General features: G+C 40.3%; 27 protein-coding genes and 1 tRNA gene. 20 read left to right on the top strand and 8 right to left on the bottom strand.

Going from position 1 to position 22,896, the window contains the following annotated elements; all coding sequences use genetic code 11:
- The first annotated feature begins 37 nt into the window (after positions 1 to 37).
- Positions 38 to 1,429: an MFS transporter gene (locus AAGC65_RS09400; RefSeq protein ID WP_343112184.1), complete on the top strand. Its 1,392-nt coding sequence runs from the start codon at positions 38 to 40 to the stop codon at positions 1,427 to 1,429.
- 93 nt (positions 1,430 to 1,522) lie between these two features.
- Here AAGC65_RS09400 and AAGC65_RS09395 read toward each other — a convergent pair whose 3' ends face one another.
- Positions 1,523 to 2,176 carry a carbonic anhydrase gene (locus AAGC65_RS09395; protein ID WP_343112183.1) on the bottom strand — a complete coding sequence of 218 codons (654 nt, stop codon included), beginning with the start codon at positions 2,174 to 2,176 and terminating at the stop codon, positions 1,523 to 1,525.
- A gap of 143 nt (positions 2,177 to 2,319) precedes the next feature.
- Between AAGC65_RS09395 and AAGC65_RS09390 the strand changes: the two genes are divergently transcribed.
- On the top strand, positions 2,320 to 3,306 hold the full coding sequence (locus tag AAGC65_RS09390; protein WP_343112182.1) for a DUF1080 domain-containing protein: 987 nt from the start codon (positions 2,320 to 2,322) through the stop codon (positions 3,304 to 3,306).
- Between the two features lie 93 nt (positions 3,307 to 3,399).
- Here the strand turns inward: AAGC65_RS09390 and AAGC65_RS09385 are convergent, their stop codons facing one another.
- Positions 3,400 to 4,536, bottom strand: coding sequence for an alkene reductase (locus tag AAGC65_RS09385; protein ID WP_343112181.1), 1,137 nt, complete (start codon positions 4,534 to 4,536; stop codon positions 3,400 to 3,402).
- 134 nt (positions 4,537 to 4,670) lie between these two features.
- Here AAGC65_RS09385 and AAGC65_RS09380 point away from each other — a divergent pair, with 134 nt between their 5' ends.
- The 11 genes from AAGC65_RS09380 (at position 4,671) to AAGC65_RS09330 (ending at position 15,321) form a co-directional block, all read left to right on the top strand.
- Positions 4,671 to 5,063 (top strand): helix-turn-helix domain-containing protein, encoded by a 393-nt coding sequence (locus AAGC65_RS09380; protein ID WP_343112180.1) that lies wholly within the window; start codon positions 4,671 to 4,673, stop codon positions 5,061 to 5,063.
- Positions 5,064 to 5,299: 236 nt separating this feature from the next.
- A complete protein-coding gene (locus tag AAGC65_RS09375) occupies positions 5,300 to 6,331 on the top strand; it encodes a histidine kinase (RefSeq protein WP_343112179.1) in 1,032 nt (343 codons plus the stop codon).
- Positions 6,328 to 7,092: a LytTR family DNA-binding domain-containing protein gene (locus AAGC65_RS09370; protein ID WP_343112178.1), complete on the top strand. Its 765-nt coding sequence runs from the start codon at positions 6,328 to 6,330 to the stop codon at positions 7,090 to 7,092. Before AAGC65_RS09375 ends, AAGC65_RS09370 begins: the two co-directional genes overlap by 4 nt.
- 214 nt (positions 7,093 to 7,306) lie before the next feature.
- Positions 7,307 to 8,569, top strand: coding sequence for a TolC family protein (locus tag AAGC65_RS09365; RefSeq protein ID WP_343112177.1), 1,263 nt, complete (start codon positions 7,307 to 7,309; stop codon positions 8,567 to 8,569).
- A gap of 20 nt (positions 8,570 to 8,589) precedes the next feature.
- On the top strand, positions 8,590 to 9,522 hold the full coding sequence (locus AAGC65_RS09360; RefSeq protein WP_343112176.1) for an HlyD family efflux transporter periplasmic adaptor subunit: 933 nt from the start codon (positions 8,590 to 8,592) through the stop codon (positions 9,520 to 9,522).
- Between the two features lie 2 nt (positions 9,523 to 9,524).
- A complete protein-coding gene (locus AAGC65_RS09355) occupies positions 9,525 to 10,442 on the top strand; it encodes an ABC transporter ATP-binding protein (protein ID WP_343112175.1) in 918 nt (305 codons plus the stop codon).
- Position 10,443: 1 nt separating this feature from the next.
- On the top strand, positions 10,444 to 11,184 hold the full coding sequence (locus AAGC65_RS09350) for an ABC transporter ATP-binding protein (RefSeq protein WP_343112174.1): 741 nt from the start codon (positions 10,444 to 10,446) through the stop codon (positions 11,182 to 11,184).
- Between the two features lie 16 nt (positions 11,185 to 11,200).
- Complete coding sequence (locus AAGC65_RS09345; protein ID WP_343112173.1) at positions 11,201 to 12,307, top strand: ABC transporter permease; 1,107 nt, start codon at positions 11,201 to 11,203, stop codon at positions 12,305 to 12,307.
- Positions 12,304 to 13,422: an ABC transporter permease gene (locus AAGC65_RS09340; RefSeq protein WP_343112172.1), complete on the top strand. Its 1,119-nt coding sequence runs from the start codon at positions 12,304 to 12,306 to the stop codon at positions 13,420 to 13,422. Before AAGC65_RS09345 ends, AAGC65_RS09340 begins: the two co-directional genes overlap by 4 nt.
- 64 nt (positions 13,423 to 13,486) lie before the next feature.
- Positions 13,487 to 14,443: a hypothetical protein gene (locus AAGC65_RS09335; protein ID WP_343112171.1), complete on the top strand. Its 957-nt coding sequence runs from the start codon at positions 13,487 to 13,489 to the stop codon at positions 14,441 to 14,443.
- A gap of 302 nt (positions 14,444 to 14,745) precedes the next feature.
- Positions 14,746 to 15,321, top strand: a complete 576-nt coding sequence (locus tag AAGC65_RS09330; protein ID WP_343112170.1) for a hypothetical protein — start codon at positions 14,746 to 14,748, stop codon at positions 15,319 to 15,321.
- A 78-nt stretch (positions 15,322 to 15,399) separates the two neighbouring features.
- Here the strand turns inward: AAGC65_RS09330 and AAGC65_RS09325 are convergent.
- Positions 15,400 to 15,472: transfer RNA gene (locus AAGC65_RS09325), tRNA-Phe, on the bottom strand.
- A gap of 239 nt (positions 15,473 to 15,711) precedes the next feature.
- Here AAGC65_RS09325 and AAGC65_RS09320 point away from each other — a divergent pair.
- From AAGC65_RS09320 to AAGC65_RS09310, 3 genes are read left to right on the top strand one after another with little or no spacing between them, the layout of a single operon-like run.
- Positions 15,712 to 17,013, top strand: coding sequence for a (Fe-S)-binding protein (locus AAGC65_RS09320; protein ID WP_343112169.1), 1,302 nt, complete (start codon positions 15,712 to 15,714; stop codon positions 17,011 to 17,013).
- 4 nt (positions 17,014 to 17,017) lie between these two features.
- The gene (locus tag AAGC65_RS09315) at positions 17,018 to 17,449 is read left to right on the top strand and encodes a DUF2750 domain-containing protein (RefSeq protein ID WP_343112168.1); all 432 of its coding nucleotides are present in this window, start codon (positions 17,018 to 17,020) and stop codon (positions 17,447 to 17,449) included.
- A gap of 30 nt (positions 17,450 to 17,479) precedes the next feature.
- Positions 17,480 to 18,271, top strand: a complete 792-nt coding sequence (locus AAGC65_RS09310) for a (Fe-S)-binding protein (protein ID WP_343112167.1) — start codon at positions 17,480 to 17,482, stop codon at positions 18,269 to 18,271.
- Here the strand turns inward: AAGC65_RS09310 and AAGC65_RS09305 are convergent.
- Positions 18,266 to 18,748 (bottom strand): hypothetical protein, encoded by a 483-nt coding sequence (locus tag AAGC65_RS09305; protein WP_343112166.1) that lies wholly within the window; start codon positions 18,746 to 18,748, stop codon positions 18,266 to 18,268. The genes AAGC65_RS09310 and AAGC65_RS09305 overlap by 6 nt on opposite strands.
- 45 nt (positions 18,749 to 18,793) lie before the next feature.
- On the opposite strand from AAGC65_RS09305, the gene AAGC65_RS09300 reads away from it, so the two are divergent.
- Positions 18,794 to 19,276 (top strand): ABC transporter ATPase, encoded by a 483-nt coding sequence (locus AAGC65_RS09300; RefSeq protein WP_343112165.1) that lies wholly within the window; start codon positions 18,794 to 18,796, stop codon positions 19,274 to 19,276.
- A gap of 41 nt (positions 19,277 to 19,317) precedes the next feature.
- Positions 19,318 to 19,935 (top strand): YdeI/OmpD-associated family protein, encoded by a 618-nt coding sequence (locus tag AAGC65_RS09295; RefSeq protein WP_343112164.1) that lies wholly within the window; start codon positions 19,318 to 19,320, stop codon positions 19,933 to 19,935.
- A 70-nt stretch (positions 19,936 to 20,005) separates the two neighbouring features.
- Here the strand turns inward: AAGC65_RS09295 and mtgA are convergent, their stop codons facing one another.
- From mtgA to rpsF, 4 genes are all read right to left on the bottom strand, one after another.
- Complete coding sequence (gene mtgA / locus AAGC65_RS09290) at positions 20,006 to 20,686, bottom strand: monofunctional biosynthetic peptidoglycan transglycosylase (RefSeq protein ID WP_343112198.1); 681 nt, start codon at positions 20,684 to 20,686, stop codon at positions 20,006 to 20,008.
- Positions 20,687 to 20,863: 177 nt separating this feature from the next.
- A complete protein-coding gene (rplI, locus tag AAGC65_RS09285; protein WP_290324172.1) occupies positions 20,864 to 21,307 on the bottom strand; it encodes a 50S ribosomal protein L9 in 444 nt (147 codons plus the stop codon).
- A gap of 15 nt (positions 21,308 to 21,322) precedes the next feature.
- Positions 21,323 to 21,586, bottom strand: coding sequence for a 30S ribosomal protein S18 (gene rpsR, locus AAGC65_RS09280; RefSeq protein WP_022833472.1), 264 nt, complete (start codon positions 21,584 to 21,586; stop codon positions 21,323 to 21,325).
- Complete coding sequence (rpsF, locus tag AAGC65_RS09275; RefSeq protein ID WP_343112163.1) at positions 21,586 to 21,951, bottom strand: 30S ribosomal protein S6; 366 nt, start codon at positions 21,949 to 21,951, stop codon at positions 21,586 to 21,588. The genes rpsR and rpsF overlap by 1 nt, the downstream gene beginning before the upstream one ends.
- Positions 21,952 to 22,146: 195 nt before the next feature.
- On the opposite strand from rpsF, the gene AAGC65_RS09270 reads away from it, so the two are divergent.
- Both AAGC65_RS09270 and dnaX read left to right on the top strand, forming a co-directional pair.
- A complete protein-coding gene (locus AAGC65_RS09270; RefSeq protein ID WP_343112162.1) occupies positions 22,147 to 22,356 on the top strand; it encodes a hypothetical protein in 210 nt (69 codons plus the stop codon).
- A 77-nt stretch (positions 22,357 to 22,433) separates the two neighbouring features.
- Positions 22,434 to 22,896 (top strand): DNA polymerase III subunit gamma/tau (gene dnaX / locus AAGC65_RS09265; protein WP_343112161.1); only part of this gene is annotated, 463 nt, incomplete at its 3' end.

The following is a 22,896-nucleotide window of genomic DNA, read 5'->3' as shown; positions in this document are numbered from 1 at the left end:
CCTTGAGATCAAGGTAAATTAATTCAAACAACTTAATATGACGACTGCAGCGGAGGAGAGTGGGGTTTCTTATAAGTTTATGCTTCCATTGGTATTGGGTACCATGATGAATCCGCTAAACTCAACCATGCTGGCTACCTCCCTGATCACCTTATGCAATTCGTTTAAAGTAACTGCCGGATCGGGTGCTTTGTTAATTACCTCTCTGTATGTAACATCAACCATAGCGCAGCCGCTTATGGGCAGGCTTGCCGATTTGTTCAGCGCCAAAAAGGTGAACATGCTGGGTTTTGTTTTGGTGCTTATAGCGGCGCTCATTGGCATAGCAGCGCCAGGTTTTTCCTGGCTTATTGTTTCAAGGGTTGTTTTAGGTTTGGGTACTTCTGCCGCGTATCCATCGGCAATGGCCATTATTAACCGGAATTATGCCAGTAAGCAAATGCCGGTTCCGGGTAAGGTATTGGGTGTTGTTGCCCTGTCGGGACAAGTGAGTATGGTTTTAGGGCCTGTACTTGGCGGATTGCTCACCCAATTGCTGGGTTGGAAAGGAATATTTTTTATCAATATACCCTGGGTTATTGTAGCCATTTATTTATCCCGGGCAATTCCTGATTTCCCTTCATTACAAAACACCAATAAAGATAGTTTGTATAAAAAACTGGATGTAACAGGCGTTGTTTTGTTCAGCATGTTTTTACTGGCTTTATTGGCCTTTTTGCTTCAGCATGATTTATCGCTGGTTATGTTAGGGGCAGCCATTGTTTTATTAATTTTAATGATTGTATGGGAGTGGAGGCAAGGCTCGCCTTTTATTGATGTTAAGCTATTGGCACAAAAGCCGGCCTTGCTGCTGGTGTATGTGCGCACGCTTGCCACAAACTATGTTTTATACCTGATGCTGTACGCCATGCCACAATGGATTGAGGGGGTAAGGCATTTAAAACCAGCACAAACCGGATTGTTGATGTTTCCGCTTTCTTTAATGGCTATAGCCGTGGGATTAATAACTTCAAAAAGCAACAAACTTATATTGCAAAATGTGCTTGGAGTATTTGTCCTATTATTGGCCTGCACCGGGCTTTTCATGCTCACCGGGCACACGCCAATATATTTGTTTATCCTGTTTACTTTGGTTATGGGTACTGCCGATGGCATTAATCTGATCGCTAACCAGGCTCTGCTAAATGCTGAAACGCCTCTGAATAAAAAAGGTGTTTCTTTCGGCTTGTTCAGAACCTTTGGCTATATCGGAGCAATCATTTCCAGCACCCAGTTAAAAAGCCTTTTTGGTAATGGTATTACCGACCATAATTTTCATCAGATAGGGTATTATACTTTTTACTCTTGCATTGCTTTGGTTATTCTGCTGATTCCGCTCTTTTTCCGGAAAAAGATTTTACAAGCGGATTTTGTTCCTGAGCAAGTATAATAATCGCTGTTTAGTTAACCTGATCAAGGAATTTGATCTTTCCGGAGTCGATATCGTAAATACCGCCGATAATCTTAACCGCCTTTGTTTGTGTCATCTGCTCAATAAGCTTACTCTGGGCAACGATCTTTTCATGGTTAATTCCACATTTTTTTCGACAACGTCGTGTACCAACGAATCGTTTTTGGATGTATTGTCGCCTTTAATATTTACGGCATTTACAGCTGGCCTAATCTCGCTGATCAGGGCTGTCATGTTGCCGTCTTTTACATTATCAATTGCAGCCTTCGCCGTGCCGCAATGCTCATGCCCCAATACCATAATAGCTTTTACTCCCGAAACCTTGCACGCATACTCCAGGCTCCCTAAAATTTCTGTATCTGCTACATTGCCGGCTATGCGATTTACAAACAAATCGCCAATACCCTTATCAAATACTTCTTCAACAGGTATCCGTGAATCAGAACATGCCAAAATAGCTGCAATAGGATACTGGCCCGAAGCCGTTAAATGGATCCTTAAGCTATCGTTTCTGAGCGTAAGTTTATTTTTATAAAAATTTTCATTGCCGGTTTTTAGCATGGCCACAACTGAGTCGGGTGTGAGTTGTTTTTGTTCTGCCAGGGTTATTACCTTATCATGAAGCATTGTTGGGCTGTTTTGAGGCTTAACAGCGGTTGAGCTATTACAGGAAAATAAGGTTAAGGCCGCGACAGCTCCAAGTAGTAGGGTATCTATTTTAAGCATAAGTGTTTGGTTGAATATTTTTCTCTAAAATTAAGTTGTGGCGACGATTTTCAATATCCCCAAAAATGGGGATACAGGTACTCAGGTCTTTAGATTGAAAATTATAGATGTATTATTAACCTTAGTTTGTACATTTATGAATTATGAGAAATTTTCCAATTCTGAACCGCCAGCGCATACCCCGCTTAATGGGTATCCAATTCATTTTATGTTTATTCCTTTTTTCATCAGTGGAGGCGCAAACTGCAAAAAACGAGCAAAAGCCCGATCTTCCGGTTATTGGCCGATGGGATATCACTATGGAAGATGGAAGTAAAACCATTCCATCTTGGCTGGAGGTACAAAAATCAGGTACCCATATCTTGATTGGCAGGTTTACCTATGCTTTTGGTAGCGCCCGCCCTATTACAGAGGTTAAGCCCGATGGCAACAAGTTCCGTTTTTCAATTCCTCCTCAATGGGAAAAAGGCAACAGAAATATGGATTTTGAATTTGAGGTTAACGATGGTAAACTAACAGGTAGTATGGTTTACACAGATGGTACAACCCATCATTTTACAGGTGTGCGTGCTCCTTTATTAACCAGAACTGCCGAACCTGTTTGGGGTAAGCCCGTTAAATTGTTTAACGGCACAGATACCAAGGGCTGGCATACCGATGGAAAAAACCAATGGGTGGTTGAAAATGGCGTTTTGCGTAGCAAACACTCCGGAGCAAATCTGATCACCGATCAGAAATTTACCGACTTTAAGCTTCACATTGAGTTCAAATATGATAAAGGCAGCAACAGCGGCGTTTATTTGAGAGGTAGGTATGAAGTACAGATAATTGATACCAAAACCGGCGAGCCTGAACCTATTAACAACCAATTTAGCGCTGTTTATGGATTTTTGCCGCCAAATAAAATGATGGCTAAAGATGCCGGACAATGGCAAAGCTATGATATTACGTTGGTTGGTCGCCTGGTTACCATTGTAGCTAATGGTACTATGGTGATATGCAAGCAGGAAATACCTGGTATAACCGGCGGTGCTATTGACAGCAAAGAAGGTGAACCAGGTCCGATATTTATTCAGGGAGATCACGGCCCAATTGATTACAGAAACATTGTGATAACGCCTGTGAAGTAGGTTATAGAAATATTGGTATCCCGTGAGATTTATAAAATCCTTCAGATTTTCTGAAGGATTTTATGTTTGTTTTCTTGTTTCTTTTCAAAGTTGTTAAACTTTATTGTCGGCATTACTTATTACTTCATTAGCAGTTGGATAATCTGTATATCCTTTTTCGCCGGAAGTATAAAAAGTGCTACTATCTGCCTCGGCAAGTTCAATGTCAGCAGCAAATCGTTCTACCAGATCTGGATTTGCGATGTAGTACGTTCCGAATGATACCAGGTCAGCATCTCCGTTTTTAATGATTTCATTAGCCGATTGTTTGTTGAAACCCCGGTTCACCATGATCCGACCATTGTATAACTTCCTGAAATAACCATAATAGTTGGTCGCGATATCGTTTAATGGCGTTCCGGTTAGGTCAACATCCGGTCCTACTAAATGTATGTAGGCCAAATTGAGGTCATTAAGTTTCTTGAAAATATAGGTGAAGGTGTCCAGAGTACTGTCGATAGGCTTAATCAACCCCATATTATAAGCAGCAGGTGTAAATTTAATACCAATGCGCTGATCTGGATAAACTGTTTTTACGGCATCGATGATCTCAAATATAATCCTTGCACGGTTCTGGATTGTACCGCCGTACTCATCTATGCGTTGGTTGGTAGCCGGGTGCAGGAACTGCGGAATTAAGGTAAATATTTGCGCGTGGATCTCAACCCCATCAAATCCGGCAAGTTTGGCATTCGCGGCGGCTTTTTTATATTCTTCAATAGTCGCTTTGATCTCGGGTACGGTATAAGCTTTTGGGGTAACCGTATCTTTGAACCCTTTGGGGGTGAATGTTTTTTCCTGAGGGTTAATCGTGGATGGCCCCAGCGGCAGTTCACCATCAAAAAAATCAGGATGTGATACCGCGCCACTATGAGCAATCTGGATAAATATCTTGCCACCTTTTTCATGAACGGCCTCAGTCACCTTTTTCCAGCCGGCAACTTGTGCTTCACTGTAAATACCAGGCAGATTGATAAAACCGATCGCATTTTTGCTTACCCAGGTACTCTCCGTCAGGATTAGGCCGGCCGATGCACGTTGTTGATAATACAGGACGTTCAGATCAGTAGGTGCTGATTCAGGATTGTCTGCACGACTCCTGGTCAGTGAAGCCATTACAATACGATTCTTTAATGTTAGATCCCCCAATTGAAAGCTTTCCAAAAGAGGCTCTTTGTTATCTTGATCCATTCTTTATTTTTTTGACAACAAAGATCGGATGTGATCAAGGCGCCATCAACAAGGGTAAAATTCTTCATATAGGGATAAATTTTTCCCCTAAGCTGTTTACGGTAGTTAAAGCTATATTTGTATATTAAAAAGCCATGTACGAACGTAAGTTACCTTTACCCGTAGATTGTGGATTGCATTTAACCAAAGAGATACTGAACGGTAAATGGAAAGCCAATCTCATCTTTGCGATCTATGAAAACATCAGGCGTCCCAGTGACCTGCAAAGGGCAATGCCGGACGCGACCAAACGCGTACTGAACCTTCAGTTAAAGGAGTTGGAGGAACACGGCATTATCAATAAAAAGATCTATCATCAATTGCCGCCGAAAGTAGAATATTCATTGACGCCGCTTGGGCTAACACTTATGCCAATTATCGATGCGATGAACCGATGGGGCGATAATAATAGAACTTACTTAGAAGCAGTGATTGCCAAAACAAACCCTGAGTTAGACCACCCCAAGGTAACTACACTTAAAAAGTAACTGACTAATTCTATTAAAAATGCGGCACAAAAAAAGCTCGATCTTATTGGATTCGAGTTTCTTGATTAATAGCTGTTTCAAAACTTATATTTTTAAATATTCTTCCGCTTCGTTGTCATTTTCTTCCGCTTCGTTGTTTTTTACAACGTAGTACGGCCTGTTATCCACATCTTGCACTTAGGGGTACTATCGATTTGTTACAAGTAAAGAAAGATTACTTAAATTAGAATGAAACAATGAGTAAAATGGCAAAGTGGCGGGTTATCCCATATATTGTACTTATAGCATTTTCCTTTGTTACATCAGTAGTAAGGGTATTTGCGTTGCCCGAATTGGACCTGCTAAATCAGGCCGGGGCATTTTTGTTCCAGATTAGCCTGTTCACCTTGTCGTGGACAATTATTAGAAAAACCGGCGCAATACTTATCAACCGGTTGCCAAATTTAAAAGATGTGATCAAAAGAACTATTCTTCAAATTGTTATATCACTCGTGCTTATTATTCCCTTAGGTATACTTTTGGTTTATTACATTCAATCGTTTCATTTGCCTGTTTTTACACGACCTTTTATTGTAGCTATGTGTATAGCTTTCTTCATATTTGTGGTGGTACTAAATTTATCTTACAGCGCATTTTACTTTTTTCTGAACTGGCAAAACTCTATTACCGAAAAAGCACAGCTGCAAATAGAAGCCGCAGAACTTGGTAAGGATAAGCTGATCATGAAATATCACAATTTAAAGAACCAGGTAAACCCGCACTTTTTATTTAACACCTTTACATCGTTGGACGGGCTTATACAAACCGATCCGGTACTTGCTTCTGAATTTGTACGTCAGCTATCAAAAGTGTACCGTTATGTATTGCAGAATAAAGAGAATGAGGTGGTTAATTTACAAACCGAGGTTGACTTTATAGAGCACTATATTTATCTATTACAAATACGCTACAAGGAATTACTGCTGATCAATATAAACTTATCAGACATTGCATTGGAAAAGGGTATAGTTATGGTTACTCTTCAAATGCTGATTGATAATGCTATAAAACATAATTCTTTGCAGGTAAATAGTCCGCTGAACATTGAGATATGGGATGATGGCAGTTACTTACATGTTAAGAATAACAAGCAGCTGCGCAAACAGATTGAAACATCAAATAAACAGGGGTTGCAGCAATTAAGGGAGCTATATTCATTTTTAACCTCGTTGCCAATAGCCATAGATGAGTCTGAAGCTGAATTTGAAATAAGATTGCCATTATTATGAAAATATTAGTGATTGAAGATGAAAAGCTTGTTGCCGAAAGCCTGATCAAGATTGTGCTGCAACTGGAGCCTTCGGCAGAAATTTTAGGCCCGTTATCCGAAGTAAAACAATCAATTAAATGGTTGTCTGAAAATACCAGGCCTGATCTTATCCTCTCAGATATACAGCTTGCCGATGGTATCAGCCTTGATATTTTCACGGAATATAAAATTGATTGCCCAATTATATTCACCACAGCGTATAATGAATACGCTATACGTGCCTTTAAGGTGAACAGTATCGATTACCTCTTAAAACCCGTAGATAGGAAAGAATTGCAAGCCGCGTTTGAAAAATTTCATCTCATGCAATCTAAATTTGGCGATGCAGGTTATGTGAGGGAGTTAAAAGAACTATTTGTCAATTTTAATAATAGTAAACAATACAAAGAACGTTTTGCGGTAAATATGGGCCGTTCGGTAACGCTGGTTCCGGTAGAGCGGATCGCCTTCTTTTTAAAAGAAGAACTGATATTTTTAATTGACCGCGACGGCACCCGTTTCATTACCGATTATCGCTCATTGGATGAGGTAGAAGAACTGATTAACCCTCAAATATTTTATCGTGCCAACCGGCAGCATCTTGTCCACCTACCGTTTATAGAAAACTATCGTGGCGATGATACTGGTAAATTGACCATAAAAATGCGTGGCATTAAAACCAACGATCTTATCATCAGCAAAGAAAAAGCCGCTGAGTTTAAAAAGTGGTTTGATAAGTAATACGCTTTCTTATATACTATGTTAACCGGCCCGCCGGCCTCCTATCATCTCCTGATGTGGGTTTTAAAACACGCAAACGTGTTTAACTTCCGAATAGTTCGGCTATACTGGTTCCGTTTCCCTGTCCAATTCTTCTGCTTCGTTGCATAACTTTTTTATAAAAGATGTTATAGCTGTCTCTTTGTCAAGTAATTAAGAGACAAATAATTAAACAATGAAGCATTTATTCCTCACCCTCAGCATTTTTACTGTAATTTTTGCAGTAAATGCGCAAACGCCAAAGCCACTTCGGTTAGAAGATTGCTACACCCTGGCGCGGCAAAACTATCCATTGATCAAAAGGCAGGAACTGATCACGAAAAGCGCTCAGTATTCAATTCAAAACGCGTCTAAAGGTTATCTTCCTCAGGTAAGCATTAATGGTCAGGCTACTTATCAATCAGATATAACCCAGATACCTTTCAAGCTGCCGAATGTCGATATCCCGGGTTTAGCAAAAGATCAGTACAAAGGGTACACCTCCATAAATCAGCTGGTATACGATGGTGGTGTTATCAAGCTACAGAAACAAGCAATAGCTGCCCAGTCTGAAATTGACAAACAACAATTGGAGGTTGACCTGTACCAGTTAAAAAGCCGCATCAATCAGTTGTTTTTCGGTATCCTTATCGCGAACGAAGAAATAGCCCAGGTAGATACTGTAAAAAGAGATGTTCAATTAGGGCTTGACAAAACCAATGCGTTGATTGCAAATGGCACTGCTTTAAAATCAAATGCCGACGTTCTGAAAGCCGAACTCTTAAAAGACGATCAACATAGTATTGAACTGAAAACTACACGCCTGGCATACATTCAAATGCTTAGCCTATTTATTAACCAGCCATTAGATGAGTTTACAAAGCTGGAGAAACCTGCGTCAGTAACTGTTTTACCAACAATTGGCCGGCCGGAACTGGCTTATTATGATGCCCAGAAAACATTGTTTGATGTTCAATCGAAAAGTATCACAGCTAAAAATTTGCCAAAGCTGGGGCTGTTCTTTGAAGGTGGCTACGGCAGACCGGGTTTAGATATGTTGCAAAATAGTTTTCGTGGTTATTACGTGAGTGGTATAAAGCTCAGTTGGTCGGTGTCAGGTTACTACACAAGCAGAAAAGAAAAAGCTATCCTGGCGATGAATAAGAAATCGGTTGATTATCAAAAAGACACCTTTTTGCTAAATACTAACCTGCAACTTAAACAGGAAGCTTCAGAACAAAACAAACACGAAGCCTTAGTGAAAACCGACGATGCGATCATCGCTTTACGTGGAAAAATCAAAACCACCTCTTTGGCTCAGTTAGCAAACGGGGTGATCAATGCCAATGACTACCTGCGCGAAGTAAATGCGGAAGATCAGGCAAAACAAAATCAAACGCTGCATAGCATTCAACTGCTTATGGCACAATACAATCAGAAAACAACATCAGGAAATTAAACTAAAAACGAGTTAACATTATGAAAAAGGTATTTATTATAGCATTTGCAGCGATAGGTTTAGCCTCATGCAGCAGTAACAAAAACAAGTATGATGCTTCTGGCACATTTGAAACAACAGAAACCATAATATCTGCAGAACAATCAGGCCAGATCAAACAGTTCAATATAAAAGAAGGCGATATATTGAAAGCTGGTCAGTTCATCGGATATATTGATACTGTTCAGCTTCAACTGAAAAAAGAACAGTTGGAATCGCAGATAAAATCAGTGGAAAGCAGAACCCAGGACATTGCCACGCAAACCAATCCTTATAGTAAACAATTGGCCGTGGCACAAAGCAATTTGCAAACACAACTGATAGAACAAAAACGCATTGAGAATTTAGTGAAAGCTGATGCTGCAACGCCAAAGCAACTGGATGATATTAATGGCGCGGTCGACGCGGCTCAGAAACAATTAAATGTGATCAAAAGTGAGCAGGCGGCACAAAGATCATTACTAACCATCCAAAATAATGGTATAGCCAAGGATGTAGCCCCTTTAAAATCACAGATAGCTCAGATAGATGATCAGCTTGCAAAATGCCGCATTGAAAATAAAGTTACAGGAACGGTATTGATCAAATATGCAGAGGAAAATGAAATAGCAACAGACGGAAAACCGCTTTACAAAATTGCCGATCTGTCTACGCTGATATTGAGAGCTTATGTTTCCGGTAATCAGTTGTCTGCAGTAAAATTTAATCAACCGGTTAAAGTAATGATAAATGATACTAACGGAAATTATAAAAACTATAGCGGGAAAGTTGAGTGGATAAGTAGCGCTGCTGAGTTTACGCCTAAAACAATACAAACAAAAGATGAAAGGGCCAACCTGGTGTATGCCGTGAAGATCAGGGTTAAGAATGATGGTGATTTGAAGATTGGTATGTATGCCGATGTAAAACTATAATTATGGAAGCGGTTGTACTCAATAACATCACAAAAACCTATGGCAAAGAGCAAAAAGTTGCTGTAGATAGCATATCTCTCAAGGTAAATAAAGGAGAGTTATTTGGCCTGATAGGCCCTGACGGAGCCGGAAAAACCAGTATTTTCAGAATACTTACTACCGTTTTGTTACCCGATGGCGGAACCGCGATGGTTGACGGCTTTGATGTAGTTAAGGATTATAAGCAGATCAGGAATAACGTAGGGTATATGCCTGGTAAATTTTCGCTTTATCCGGATATGACGATTGAAGAGAATATCCACTTTTTTGCCACTGTATTTGGTACAAGTGTAGCAGAGAACTACGAGTTGATCAAAGATATCTACGTACAAATTGAACCCTTTAAAAAGCGCAGGGCGGGTAAGCTGTCTGGTGGGATGAAGCAGAAACTGGCACTATGCTGCGCGTTGATCCATAAGCCTACCGTACTGTTTCTGGATGAGCCAACAACAGGTGTCGACCCAGTTTCAAGAAAGGAATTTTGGGAAATGTTAAAGCGGTTAAAGCAGCAGGATATAACCATTGTTGTTTCAACCCCTTATATGGATGAAGCTACCTTGTGCGACAGGATAGCGTTGATGCAGAACGGGAAGATATTATCTATTGATACACCTGATAATATTATCAATGCCTATCCTTCACAACTGTACCAGATCAGGGCCAACAAAATGTACGATCTGCTAAAGGATCTCAATAATTACTCAAACACCTTGAGTTGCTTCATTTTCGGCGAATACCTGCACCTGTCGTTAATAGACAACACAGAGCAGGCAAAGGCTGAATTGATGATACACTTACAAAACAATGGGTATAAGGACATAGAAATGGATATAGTAAAACCCACCATAGAAGATTGCTTTATAAAACTATTGAAAAACTGAAATGAAAGAGACCGTTATAAAAACAGAAAAACTCACCAAGCGTTTTGGCGACTTCATTGCCACCAACGAAATAACACTTGAAGTGTATAAAGGTGAAATATTTGGGTTTCTTGGTGCCAACGGCGCCGGTAAAACTACCGCCATGCGCATGCTGTGCGGGCTTTCAATACCATCATCAGGAGACGCGGCCATAGCTGGGTTTGATATTTACAAACAAACAGAGTGTATCAAAAAGAACATTGGCTACATGAGCCAAAAATTTTCGCTGTATGAAGACCTAACTGTGTTGGAAAACATAAAATTTTTTGGCGGTATTTACGGACTTACAGATAAGAAGATCAAATCAAAAAGTGAAGAACTGCTTTATGAGTTAGGATTGCAGAGCGAAGCTAAAAAATTAGTAGGCTCGCTTCCTCTCGGCTGGAAACAAAAACTCTCATTTTCGGTGGCCATATTGCATGAACCCAAAATTGTTTTCCTTGATGAGCCAACAGGTGGTGTTGACCCGGTAACCCGCAGGCAGTTCTGGGATCTGATATACAGCGCGGCTGATAGGGGGATAACCATTTTTGTAACCACACATTACATGGATGAGGCCGAGTATTGTAATCGGATATCTATCATGGTTGATGGACGAATAAAAGCGTTGGATAGTCCGGCAAATCTTAAAAAGCAATTTTCGGTAGGCTCAATGGACGAAGTATTTTTTGAACTGGCGAGAGGTGCAAAAAGAAGTGAATAATCTTAAAAATTAAAAAATGAAACAGTTTTTAACATTCGTAAAAAAAGAATTTGCACATGTGCTTCGTGACAGAAAGACGCTGCTTATCCTCTTTGGTTTGCCTGTGATACAGATACTTATATTTGGATTCGCGCTTACCAATGAGGTGAAAAAGTCAAAGGTTATTATCGTTGATCATGCTAAAGACATCGCATCGCAAAAGATCATTACCAAAATAGGTACAAGCGAGTATTTCGAGATTGAAAATACAGCGCTGAACCGTCAGCAAATTGAAACGCTGTTTAAAAAGGGTGAGATCAAACTGGCGATTATTTTTCCCGAGCATTTTAATCATGATCTTCTGCATCAGAATAAGGCGACTATCCAGGTAATAGCAGATTCAACAGACCCTAATACCGCCAATACATTAACCAATTACCTTTCCTCCGTGGTGGCCGATTATCAGGGGGAGTTAAATAAAGAATCGAAAAGGCCTCATCGAATTATTCCGGAAATGCGGATGCTGTACAATCCCGAATTAAAAGGTGCGCCCAATTTTGTACCTGGGGTTATGGCGCTGGTACTGATGCTGGTTTGCGTAATGATGACCGCTATTTCCATTGTAAAGGAAAAGGAAACGGGAACTATGGAAATATTATTAGTATCTCCGTTCAGGCCTATGCTGGTAATACTGGCCAAAGCATTCCCATACCTGATTCTCTCATTAGGCAATGTTTGCACCATACTACTGCTGAGTGTTTTTGTACTGGAGCTGCCTATTAGCGGAAGCATCTTTCTGCTTTTTGCCGAAAGTACCTTGTTTATCATTACCTGCTTGTCATTAGGCTTGCTAATCTCGGTAAATACAGAGTCGCAGCAGGTGGCTATGTTGATATCGCTGATGGGAATGTTGCTGCCAACTGTAATGTTCAGTGGCTTTATGTTCCCGATTGAAAATATGCCGGTTGCACTACAGTGGCTTTCAAATGTGATACCGGCAAAATGGTTTTACATCATTGTGAAATCAATCATGATAAAAGGGGTGGGATTTTCCGCCATATGGCAGGAAACACTGATACTGGTGGCGATAACTCTGATTCTACTAACAATAAGTATCAAAAACTTTAAAATACGTTTGGCATGAGAACCATAAAATTTTTGCTCCAAAAAGAGTTCAGGCAGATATTCCGTAACCAGGCTATCCTTGCCATGATATTGGTGGTACCTGTTATGCAATTACTGATACTCCCTTTAGCGGCTAATTATGAGGTGAAGAATATTAATATCACTGTTGTTGATAATGATCATTCTACCTATTCGGCAAAACTGATATCAAAAATTACGTCATCGGGGTATTTCAAGATGACTGGTGTAAAAACCTCGTACAGCGATGCTTTTAAATTGATAGAAACCGACGAAGCCGACCTTGTGCTCGAAATTCCTCAGGGATTTGAACAGCGCCTGATCAAAGAAGATCAACAAAAAGTGTTTGTAGCGGTAAATGCCATTAATGGTACTAAGGCAAACCTTGGCGGCGCCTATTTAAACACGATCATTAGCAATTTTAATAGTGATGTACGGATCAGGATAGATGTACCAGGTAAGTTTAACTCAAAACCAACAATTGAGGTTAACCCAACTAACTGGTATAACCCTTTAATGAACTATCGTGTTTATATGGTTCCGGGTATTTTGGCAGTATTACTTACCCTGATAGGCGGATACCTGACATCGCTGAATATTGTAAAGGAGAAAGAAATAGGAACCATTGAACAGGTTAATGTAACACCAATAAAAAAGTATCAGTTCATTTTAGGTAAACTTATCCCTTTCCTGATATTGAGCCTGCTGGTATTTACCCTTGGCTTGTTGGTGGCCTGGCTTGTATATGGCATTTTGCCCGAGGGTAGTATACTGTTGATGTATGGATTTATATTGGTTTACCTTTTAGCTGTACTCGGAATAGGCTTACTGATCTCAACCTATTGCGAAACACAGCAGCAGGCCATGTTTATCGCGTTTTTCTTCCTCATGATTTTTATTATGATGGGAGGATTATTTACACCTATTGAGAGTATGCCTGATTGGGCCAAAGCAGTTACAAAATTTAACCCGGTGAGTTATATGATTGATGTAATGCGAATGATTGTATTAAAGGGTAGCGGTTTTGACGATATAAAATACCATTTAGCAAAAGTATTGGCCTTCGCCATTGTGTTTAATACCTGGGCAATTTTTAATTATAAAAAAACAACCTGATCAATATTATTAACTGATCAAAATAAAATCAACGCCTTTAAGATATGGCCATGAGTAACAAAAAATGAAAATAAAAGGAATATCCTATTTCCGGGATGCGGAGAAGGCTAACGCTTTCCTGGAAGACTGGGCTACACGAGTACAACAATTAAACTCATCATGGTACGAAACCATGATTATTCATAACTCTTTAGGCAAAACCAGGGTTTGGGCTTATAATACCGAATACAAAGATAAAGAAGCGATTGTAATATTTTCGGGTTCTACAACCAGTTCTTTGTTTTGGGATTTTGATAACAACCTGGCTTCGCTTAAAGAAAAATATCGGTTGTACCTTGTAGAAACTAACGGCGGGCCTAATTTAAGTGAGGGAAATAGTCCTGATATTAAAACGCAGGGATATGGAATTTGGGCGACAGAGGTATTAAATAAACTGTCTATCAGTAGGGCAACAATTATGGGCGCTTCATTTGGTGCAATTGTTTGCATGAAGCTGTGTCAGATTTCGCCCTCAATGGTTAGCAAGGTGATTTTAATGAATCCGGCAGGGATAGGGGAACACTCCCTGTCTGTCGCAAACCTTTATTATAGCAATTTAGCAACACTGCTGAAAACGGTTAGCAGCGTACAAAAATTCATTGATAAAATTATATTGCATCCACCAAATCATAGCTTGAGCGAACCATTTATGCAATTATTAAATGAATACAAACTGTTTGTGATCAGGAATTTTATTAATCAGGCAGATTATCCTCAGCCGTTAAAACCGGATGAGCTAAATCAAATTAAATCAGAAGTCTATCTCCTCCTCGGCGGCAACGACAAGGTATTGTCCTACAAAAAGGCGATAGCTTCAGCCAAGAAGCATATAGGGACAATTGCCGACATAAAAATATTTGATGCAACCGGTCATGGAATTGAGATTTCAAAAGAAGCAATTAAATATATTGAACGGGTGCTGGAAGTTCAGCAGAGTACTGTCGGAGCTTTATGGAAAGAAAAAGCGGGATTTATTCATTGAAATATTAATGCTGCAATAGCTTGTCCAAACAATTTGTTTTGGAGGCGCTTAGCTTTCCGCGTCCATCAAACTTTTGGCCCAAGGAGTATGTAAGTTCTTAAAAAGGAATTATCTTCATTGTTAAATAGATAGCTGACTCCCCCCTTAAAGCTTTCGAACCATTTTAATAATACTTTGTTAGATTATTTTCCTTTTTTAAGCATAAAGAATTACAGATAAATTAATACGGTTAGCTTATGGTCATTTTCTCGAGATTCTTTTATTTCATGGGCCACCACGGCTTTTTGTTTGCCTTATGTCTTATGTTCATCGCTATCGTATTAGCATTCAAGTTCAAGAAGATAGTTTTCCCAATTGTTGCTTTCGTTTACTCCATTATTAATGCGTTTACCGGCCAGTTTATCAACGCTGCATTTTTAAACGCATTCGGAACGCGAAGTACAGCGGTCATTACCCAAGCCACTGAAACCAATTCAACCTTGAATGACCAGTATATCTACGATTATGATTTTATTGTACAAAAGGGTGATGGCAGTTATCAAAAAGGGACGTTTTCAACCATGACAGCAAGTATTTATCCTATTTCCAATACCATCAACATCCCGGAAACCGGTGTAAAGTTTCCCGTAAAATTTATACCGGGCTACGAAAAAAACATCGTGATCCTTTTTGAGGAAACACAAGGTGCCAAGGACATCAAAAGATCCGAAGAACTTAGTGCTTTAAACAAAGCACGCATTCAATACGAAGCCAGCCCCGAAGACCCGTCCTTCAAAAAAGAGTATATGGACGTATTGGAAGAATTTATCGCACACAATGCGGATCAGGACAACACATCTTACATAAACAAGCTCCGCGAATTAAAAAATGAGCATTAAAAAAAAGCATTTGGGCTACGGAACACAATTTTGCCATAAAAAAAGCCTCTTAGTATTTACTAAGAGGCTTTGAAACTGTGGTACCAACTGGGATCGAACCAGTGACACAAGGATTTTCAGTCCTTTGCTCTACCATCTGAGCTATGGTACCTTCCGTCGTTTCGGGAGTGCAAATGTAGCTTTTTTTTTATGGTTGCAAACTTTTTTTTGAAAAAAGTTTAGAAAAATAATCCTCCAATAATTGGATTGCTTCTAAATTAAGCATTTTGGTAAAGAATGTTTCATGTAATCAATTACTTACGGATACGTCTGTATTTGATGTCCAAAACCGCTTTTCTCTTTCAACAATTCAATTAACTTTGAATTTAGAAAAAATACTATGCACGCATAATGATTGCACAAGCTATATTTATTATCATTTTAGGATTAGCCATATACCTCTTCGCCAAAAACGTAGCTAAAATAAGGCGCAATATATTGTTAGGGAAGGATACTGATCGATCTGACAACGCTGCCACTCGCTGGAAGGTGATGGCTCGAGTAGCCCTGGGGCAAACTAAAATGGTAAAACGGCCTGTGGCGGCCATCATGCACTTTTTTATTTATATAGGTTTCGTGATCATCAACCTGGAGGTGCTGGAGATCATGATTGACGGCATATTCGGTTCGCACCGTATATTTTCGCATCCTTTAGGTGCTTTATATGGTTTGCTGATAGGAGCGTTTGAATTATTGGCGGTGCTGGTGCTTACGGCTTGTGTTGTTTTCCTGTGTAGGCGTAATGTGGTGCATTTAAAACGCTTTACAGGTGTGGAGATGACCAGCTGGCCTAAATCTGATGCCAACTATATCCTAATTACCGAAATATTGCTCATGACCGCTTTTTTAACCATGAACGCGGCCGACTATAAATTGCAGTTATTGCACTTTAGTCATTACGTCAAGGCAGGAAGTTTTCCGATAGGCTCACTTATAGCCCCTTTATTGCCCGATAACGCCCAGGCTTTAGCAATTATCGAGCGTGTATGCTGGTGGTTCCATATTGTAGGTATTTTGTTGTTTTTAAATTATATGCCTTACTCCAAGCATTTCCACATCTTGCTGGCTTTCCCCAATACTTATTATTCTAACCTGAATAATAAAGGTAAATTTACCAATATGGCATCGGTTACCAATGAGGTGAAGGCCATGCTTGATCCTTCTTTCGTTCCCGAAAATACTGGTGAGCCGGCACGTTTCGGAGTTAAAGATGTAACGGATCTGACCTGGAAAAACCTGATGGAAGCCTATACCTGTACTGAATGCGGCAGGTGTACATCGGTGTGCCCGGCCAATATTACGGGGAAGCTTTTATCGCCCCGTAAAATTATGATGGATACGCGCGACAGGGTTACCGAGGTGGGCAACAACCTGGATAAATACGGTAAGGATCATGACGATGGTAAAGCATTGCTGGATAACTATATCACCCGCGAAGAGCTTTGGGCTTGTACCACCTGTAATGCCTGTGCTGAGGCATGCCCGGTAAACATTAACCCATTGGAGATCATTACCGAGATGCGCCGCTATGTGGTGATGGAAGAATCGCAGGCACCCGCCAGTCTGAACAACATGTTTGGCAATGTGGAAAATAACGGCGCCCCCTGGAAATACAGCCAGGCCGACAGGTTTAATTGGGCCGATAAAATCTAAGATTATGTTACAAGATCAAGCAACCAACGAATCAAAATACCAGCTCTTTGTAAATAAGGTGGCGGCAACCAAATTGGTGTGGACGCTGAAAAGTAAAGATGGCTGGGCTAACTCTCATGCAAATGATAGTGAAGAGGTTATTGTGATTCCGTTTTGGTCAGACAGAGCCCTTGCTAAAGTTTGCGCCCGGGATGACTGGCGTGGCTATTCGCCTGTTGAAATTCCACTGGCAGAATTTTTAGAAAGCTGGTGTATAGAAATGGCTGAAAATGAAGCCTTAGCCGGTATTAATTGGGATGCCAACATGGTTGGAAAGGAAATTGACGCTTTAAACGTAGCGCTTGATATTTTGAAGCAATTAGATGCTATTGATTCGGCAATTGGATTTAAAAACTATAGCAGTATAAACGAATTTATAACCGAGATCAGTGAGTAAAGGGATCAATGGTCATATAAAGGATAAATAATGAGTGAACTGAAAATACCTACTATGGCCGATATGGCCGCCAATGGACAAGAGCCGGAGATATTATTTTGGGTAGGCTGCGCCGGTAGCTTTGATGAGCGGGCACAGAAAATCACACGGGACATTTGTAAAATATTACAGCATGTAGGTATAGGCTATGCTGTGCTGGGTACAGAGGAGAGTTGTACCGGCGACCCGGCCAAGCGTGCAGGCAACGAGTTTTTATTCCAAATGCTGGCCATGACCAATATAGAGGTGCTTAACGCCTATAATGTTAAAAAAATAGTGACGAGCTGCCCGCATTGTTTTAATACCATTAAAAATGAGTATCCGAGTTTGGGTGGCAACTATGAGGTTATTCACCATTCGCAGTTGATACAACAGCTGATTGATGATGGTAAACTGAAAGCCGAAGGCGGCGAAAGCTTTAAAGGTAGAAAGATCACTTTTCATGACCCTTGCTACTTAGGTCGTGGTAATAATGTATATGAGGCGCCACGGGCTGCCCTTGAGGTGTTGGATGCCGAATTGGTTGAACTGAAACGCTGCAAATCAAACGGCTTATGTTGCGGTGCCGGTGGTGCGCAAATGTTTAAAGAACCCGAACCAGGCAAAAAAGATATCAACGATGAGCGTATGGTTGATATTTTGGAGGCCAAAGCACAGGTAGTAGCCGCGGCTTGCCCGTTTTGCATGACCATGCTTACCGATGGTGTAAAACACCAGGATAAAGAGCAGGAGATACAAGTGCTGGATATAGCCGAGATAACCGTTAGGGTTAATAACCTATAATCCCTTTGCTTTAAAATAACTGAGCGCACTCTTCAGGCTATCCAACCGGGCGGCGCTCATGTTTCTTACCGGCAGTTCAAGTGTGGTCGACATAGAGTCGATATCACCTTTGGGATCTTCATAAGTTTGCACAATAATGTCATCGGCAGCGGTGCTTAATTGAAGTGTACCCGCTTGCTCATTGCCCTGGTAATCTACGCTGTTTAAGCGATGCAAATTGAAGGAAAAATATTCCTGTTTACCATGTTGATAAGTTTTTCGGAGGCGCAAAAAATAATCATTAGTGAGGGCCAATTCCCACTTTTTTAATTTGGTATCGGGTAGGGGATTATAGCTTTCTGTTAGGCATTTATTGCTCCAACCCAGCCATTCTATATCGTCGGTTCCTGCTTTAAAGCTATAATTAAGCCCGATTATGAGCAAAACAGGAGCAACCAACCAAATTTTTTTTGTTTGTGACAGAAGTGTTTTTTTCATGACAACAAAATGTAACCCGAAGTTAATAAATTGATATTTTTGTAAATGGAATTTTCTCAACACTCAAGGGTTTGGGTATATCAGGCCGATAAAAAACTGACCGATCAGGAAGCCCTGCAAATACAGCAGGAACTGGATGATTTTACCATCAGCTGGACAGCCCATAACAACCAGTTAAAGGCTAAAGCCGAGGTGCGCTACAATCGTTTTTTTATTTTGATAGTTGATGAAAGTCAGGCTGGTGCCAGCGGGTGCTCTATTGATAAATCAGTGCATTTTATGAAGCAGCTGGAGCAAAAATTCAGCATTAATCTGTTCGACAGGTTTAACTTGGCTTACCGCGAAGGAGAGGAGATCAAATCATTACCTCGCCACGCCTTTGAGGATATGTTAAAACAAGGGAAGATCAACACCGAAACCATTGTTTACAACAATATGGTACAAAACGTAACCGAGTTGGAAAGCAAATGGGAGGTGCCTTTTAAAAATAGCTGGCACATACAGTTATTCCGGGATCTGGTCAGTTAATAAGCCCTTGTAAAAATCGTAGTGTTTGTATAAATTTATTTATGGAACAATACGATAGCCGGGTAGATGCATATATTGCCAAATCTGCCGAGTTTGCTCAACCCATATTAGAATACATCCGGGAAGTTGTACATGAAGCTTCACCGTTGATTGGTGAAACCATGAAGTGGGGTATGCCTTTTTTTGAGTACAAAGGCCCGGTATGCCATATGGCTTCCTTTAAACAACACGGTGCATTTGGCTTTTGGAGGTCATCTCTTATTAAAGATAACTACGGCATATTGAATCCGAGCGAAGAAGCCGCTATGGGCAGCTTTGGCCGGCTAACCAGCATTGATAACCTGCCGGCTAAACAAATAATTATTGATTATATACTGCAAGGCATAGCCCTGAACGAATTAGGCGTTAAAGCCCATCCTAAGCCTAAAAAGACTGCAACAGAAAAGGCAGAGTTGATTATCCCTGATTATTTTACTGAATTGTTAGCCAAGCATGGCCGTGCAAAAGAAGTTTTTGACGGATTTAGCTATTCCAATAAAAAAGAATATGTAGAGTGGTTTACCGAAGCCAAAACCGATGCTACCCGTCAGAAACGACTGGAAACATCTATTGAATGGCTCACCGAAGGCAAAACAAGAATGTGGAAGTATAAGAAGTAGAGGCCCCTCAACCCCCTAAAGGAGAAGCCTTAAGCATATAATTTTATTCCCCCTTTAGGGGTTAGGGGGCTTAAAAATCCAGCGGCCCCAGTCTGCGCATGTTTTTCATAATCAGGTATTGCCTGTGCTTCAAGTAACGGGTTGGCTTAGTGGCCGACCATTTCAACGGACTTGGGAATATCACCGCGATAGCAGCAGCTTCATGTTTGGTTAAATTAGCTGCCGGTTTATGAAAGTAGGCTTGCGAGGCAGCCTCGATACCATATATACCATCGCCCATTTCTATTTCATTGAGGTAAACCTCCATGATGCGTTTTTTGCTCCAGAAAACCTCTATCAATACGGTAAAGTAAGCTTCAATACCTTTTCTTAATAAAGATCGTCCTTCCCAAAGGAAAACGTTTTTGGCCACCTGCTGCGATATGGTACTGCCGCCTATTAGTTTTTTGCTGTGCGCGTTTCTTTCAATGGCTTTTTCAATGGCTCTGAAATCAAAACCGTGATGCTCCAAAAAAGACTGGTCTTCGGCGGCCACAGCGGCACGCTTCATATTATCTGATATATCATCAAAGTCTTTCCATTGTTTATCTACTTTCCACTCTTTACCTGCGGCTTTGCGCTGAAAGCCACGCTCAATCATGAGCCAGGTAAAAGGAGGGTTCACAAAACGATAGAACAGTACCCCTAAAAGGCTTATGCCTACAAAAATTAAAAACACCAGCTTAAATACCCTGAATACGAGTTTAAAAATACCGCCAAATTTTGATTTGGAATTACCAGATTTGGAACGTTGACCGGGCTTTTTATTTGATGAAGCAGTTCGTTTCACGAAAACTAATTTGAGCTATAAAAAAGAGGGTGCTTTGCTCTGCAAAACACCCTCTAAAATTTTAAATAACATTGATGACCCTAAAATGGATCAGTATAATTACTCAGCTACAACTGAGAAAGGAACCTGTACTTTTACTTCTTTGTGCAGGTTTACGTTTGCGATGTAATCACCAACAAACTTAGGCTCCTGATCAAAAGTAATACGACGACGGTCAACCTCAAAGCCTTCTTTTTTCAATGCATCAGCAATTTGAATAGTGTTGATAGCACCGAAAATTTTACCGCTTTCACCGGCTTTAGCGCCAATGTTCAATTTAACGCCTTCTAAACGGGCAGCTATCGCGTCGGCATCCTTACGGATTTTTTCTTGTTTAAACTGAGCTTGTTTCAAGTTTTCAGCTAAAACTTTACGTGCGCTTGGAGTAGCTAATATGGCGTAACCTTTAGGTAAAAGGTAGTTACGGCCATAACCTGGTTTAACGTTTACTACATCGTCTTTATCACCCAGGTTTTTTACATCTTGTTTTAAAATAACTTCCATTTCTTAAATCTCCTATTATTTTAATGAATCTGTAACGTAAGGTAATAAACCAATATGGCGTGCACGTTTAACAGCTTGAGCCACTTTACGCTGAAACTTTAATGAAGTACCAGTTAAACGACGTGGTAATACTTTACCTTGATCGTTAATGAACTTTAATAAAAAGTTTGCGTCTTTGTAATCAATATACTTAATACCATTCTTTTTAAAACGGCAGTATTTTTTACGGTTATCCTCCACTTTTGGAGCGGTAACGTATTTAATTTGTTCGTTAGCCATTAGTTTGTTTCCTCCGCTTTAGCTGCTGGTTTTTTGTTAAAAGCACCGCTGCGTTTTTTGTCATTGTAAGCAATGGCATGTTTGTCCAAAGCAATGGTCAGGAAACGCAAAACACGCTCATCGCGCCTTAACTCAACCTCCAATTTGTTAATTAATTCACCTGGAGCCTTAAATTCAGTTAAGTGATAGTACCCTGTAGTTTTCTTTTGAATAGGGTACGCTAATTTTCTCAAACCCCAATTATCCTCCTGGACAATTTCGGCTCCGCCATCTGTTAAAATTTTGCTGAATTTGGCGTTAGCCTCTTTAGCAACTTCTTCAGATAACAACGGGGTTAGAACGATCACGATTTCGTACTGTTGCATTATTATTTGATTTTTAATTATTTACCCGCACTAAACGGGCTGCAAATGTAGATAGATTATCTGTATTTATCAAATGTTTTTAGCGCTAAAAGCAAAATAGTTTTGTGTGTAAATTGTAGTTTTCGAATATATTTTAATGAATTATTAAGCAGGAACAAACTCTGTGCGTAAATTGCGGCCGAGATTATTAAAACTATGAAATTTACGCATTACGAGGGCGCAAATTTAAACCAGCATGCAACAAGCCCTCTGAATATTACATTGCCAGGTGGTAACGGGCATATTGAAGGTGATTGGGATGATGAAGATGATGAAGACTTTGACGACAGGCTTGATTCGGAAAACGATATAGCCGGTAATGACGTGGAAGATGATGATCATTTACCCGATGATGACCTGCAATAACATCAAGGCTCTCTAATTTTACACATTCGTTTTATTGGTACTTTAACTTAAAGCAATTTCTTGTTACCTTCGTAGCTGTGGATAATTTTATTGTTTCGGCCCGTAAATATCGCCCGGCTACTTTTGAAACCGTTGTTGGTCAGCAACATATCACCAATACGCTCAAAAATGCTATTAAAAACAATCAGTTAGCGCAGGCATTTTTGTTCTGCGGCCCGCGTGGTGTGGGTAAAACTACCTGCGCGCGTATTTTGGCCAAAACAATAAACTGTACCAATTTACAACCTAATGGCGAAGCCTGCGGGGAATGTGCTTCATGTAAGGCTTTTGAAAACGGCAACTCATTTAATGTTCACGAGCTTGATGCGGCATCAAACAACTCGGTTGATGATATTCGTAGCCTGATTGAGCAGGTACGCATACCGCCACAAGCGGCCCGTTACAAGGTTTATATTATTGATGAGGTGCACATGCTATCGCAGGCAGCTTTTAACGCGTTTCTGAAAACGCTGGAAGAGCCTCCTCATTACGCCATATTTA

It is taken from the genome of Mucilaginibacter sp. (genome assembly GCF_039207105.1).
Lineage (GTDB): Bacteria > Bacteroidota > Bacteroidia > Sphingobacteriales > Sphingobacteriaceae > Mucilaginibacter.
This window is presented reverse-complemented; position numbering and strand designations above follow the sequence as displayed.

Coding starts and splice junctions, on each gene's coding strand:
- AAGC65_RS09395 (WP_343112183.1), bottom strand. CDS start 2,176: ATGCTTAAAATAGATACCCTACTACTTGGAGCTGTCGCGGCCTTAACC.
- AAGC65_RS09270 (WP_343112162.1), top strand. CDS start 22,147: ATGAAATTTACGCATTACGAGGGCGCAAATTTAAACCAGCATGCAACA.
- AAGC65_RS09320 (WP_343112169.1), top strand. CDS start 15,712: ATGATTGCACAAGCTATATTTATTATCATTTTAGGATTAGCCATATAC.
- rpsR (WP_022833472.1), bottom strand. CDS start 21,586: ATGGCTAACGAACAAATTAAATACGTTACCGCTCCAAAAGTGGAGGAT.
- AAGC65_RS09400 (WP_343112184.1), top strand. CDS start 38: ATGACGACTGCAGCGGAGGAGAGTGGGGTTTCTTATAAGTTTATGCTT.
- AAGC65_RS09345 (WP_343112173.1), top strand. CDS start 11,201: ATGAAACAGTTTTTAACATTCGTAAAAAAAGAATTTGCACATGTGCTT.
- AAGC65_RS09305 (WP_343112166.1), bottom strand. CDS start 18,748: ATGAAAAAAACACTTCTGTCACAAACAAAAAAAATTTGGTTGGTTGCT.
- AAGC65_RS09350 (WP_343112174.1), top strand. CDS start 10,444: ATGAAAGAGACCGTTATAAAAACAGAAAAACTCACCAAGCGTTTTGGC.
- AAGC65_RS09375 (WP_343112179.1), top strand. CDS start 5,300: ATGAGTAAAATGGCAAAGTGGCGGGTTATCCCATATATTGTACTTATA.
- AAGC65_RS09330 (WP_343112170.1), top strand. CDS start 14,746: ATGTTCATCGCTATCGTATTAGCATTCAAGTTCAAGAAGATAGTTTTC.
- rpsF (WP_343112163.1), bottom strand. CDS start 21,951: ATGCAACAGTACGAAATCGTGATCGTTCTAACCCCGTTGTTATCTGAA.
- AAGC65_RS09380 (WP_343112180.1), top strand. CDS start 4,671: ATGTACGAACGTAAGTTACCTTTACCCGTAGATTGTGGATTGCATTTA.
- rplI (WP_290324172.1), bottom strand. CDS start 21,307: ATGGAAGTTATTTTAAAACAAGATGTAAAAAACCTGGGTGATAAAGAC.
- AAGC65_RS09385 (WP_343112181.1), bottom strand. CDS start 4,536: ATGGATCAAGATAACAAAGAGCCTCTTTTGGAAAGCTTTCAATTGGGG.
- AAGC65_RS09340 (WP_343112172.1), top strand. CDS start 12,304: ATGAGAACCATAAAATTTTTGCTCCAAAAAGAGTTCAGGCAGATATTC.
- AAGC65_RS09300 (WP_343112165.1), top strand. CDS start 18,794: ATGGAATTTTCTCAACACTCAAGGGTTTGGGTATATCAGGCCGATAAA.
- AAGC65_RS09310 (WP_343112167.1), top strand. CDS start 17,480: ATGAGTGAACTGAAAATACCTACTATGGCCGATATGGCCGCCAATGGA.
- AAGC65_RS09365 (WP_343112177.1), top strand. CDS start 7,307: ATGAAGCATTTATTCCTCACCCTCAGCATTTTTACTGTAATTTTTGCA.
- AAGC65_RS09360 (WP_343112176.1), top strand. CDS start 8,590: ATGAAAAAGGTATTTATTATAGCATTTGCAGCGATAGGTTTAGCCTCA.
- AAGC65_RS09335 (WP_343112171.1), top strand. CDS start 13,487: ATGAAAATAAAAGGAATATCCTATTTCCGGGATGCGGAGAAGGCTAAC.
- AAGC65_RS09295 (WP_343112164.1), top strand. CDS start 19,318: ATGGAACAATACGATAGCCGGGTAGATGCATATATTGCCAAATCTGCC.
- AAGC65_RS09370 (WP_343112178.1), top strand. CDS start 6,328: ATGAAAATATTAGTGATTGAAGATGAAAAGCTTGTTGCCGAAAGCCTG.
- AAGC65_RS09390 (WP_343112182.1), top strand. CDS start 2,320: ATGAGAAATTTTCCAATTCTGAACCGCCAGCGCATACCCCGCTTAATG.
- AAGC65_RS09315 (WP_343112168.1), top strand. CDS start 17,018: ATGTTACAAGATCAAGCAACCAACGAATCAAAATACCAGCTCTTTGTA.
- AAGC65_RS09355 (WP_343112175.1), top strand. CDS start 9,525: ATGGAAGCGGTTGTACTCAATAACATCACAAAAACCTATGGCAAAGAG.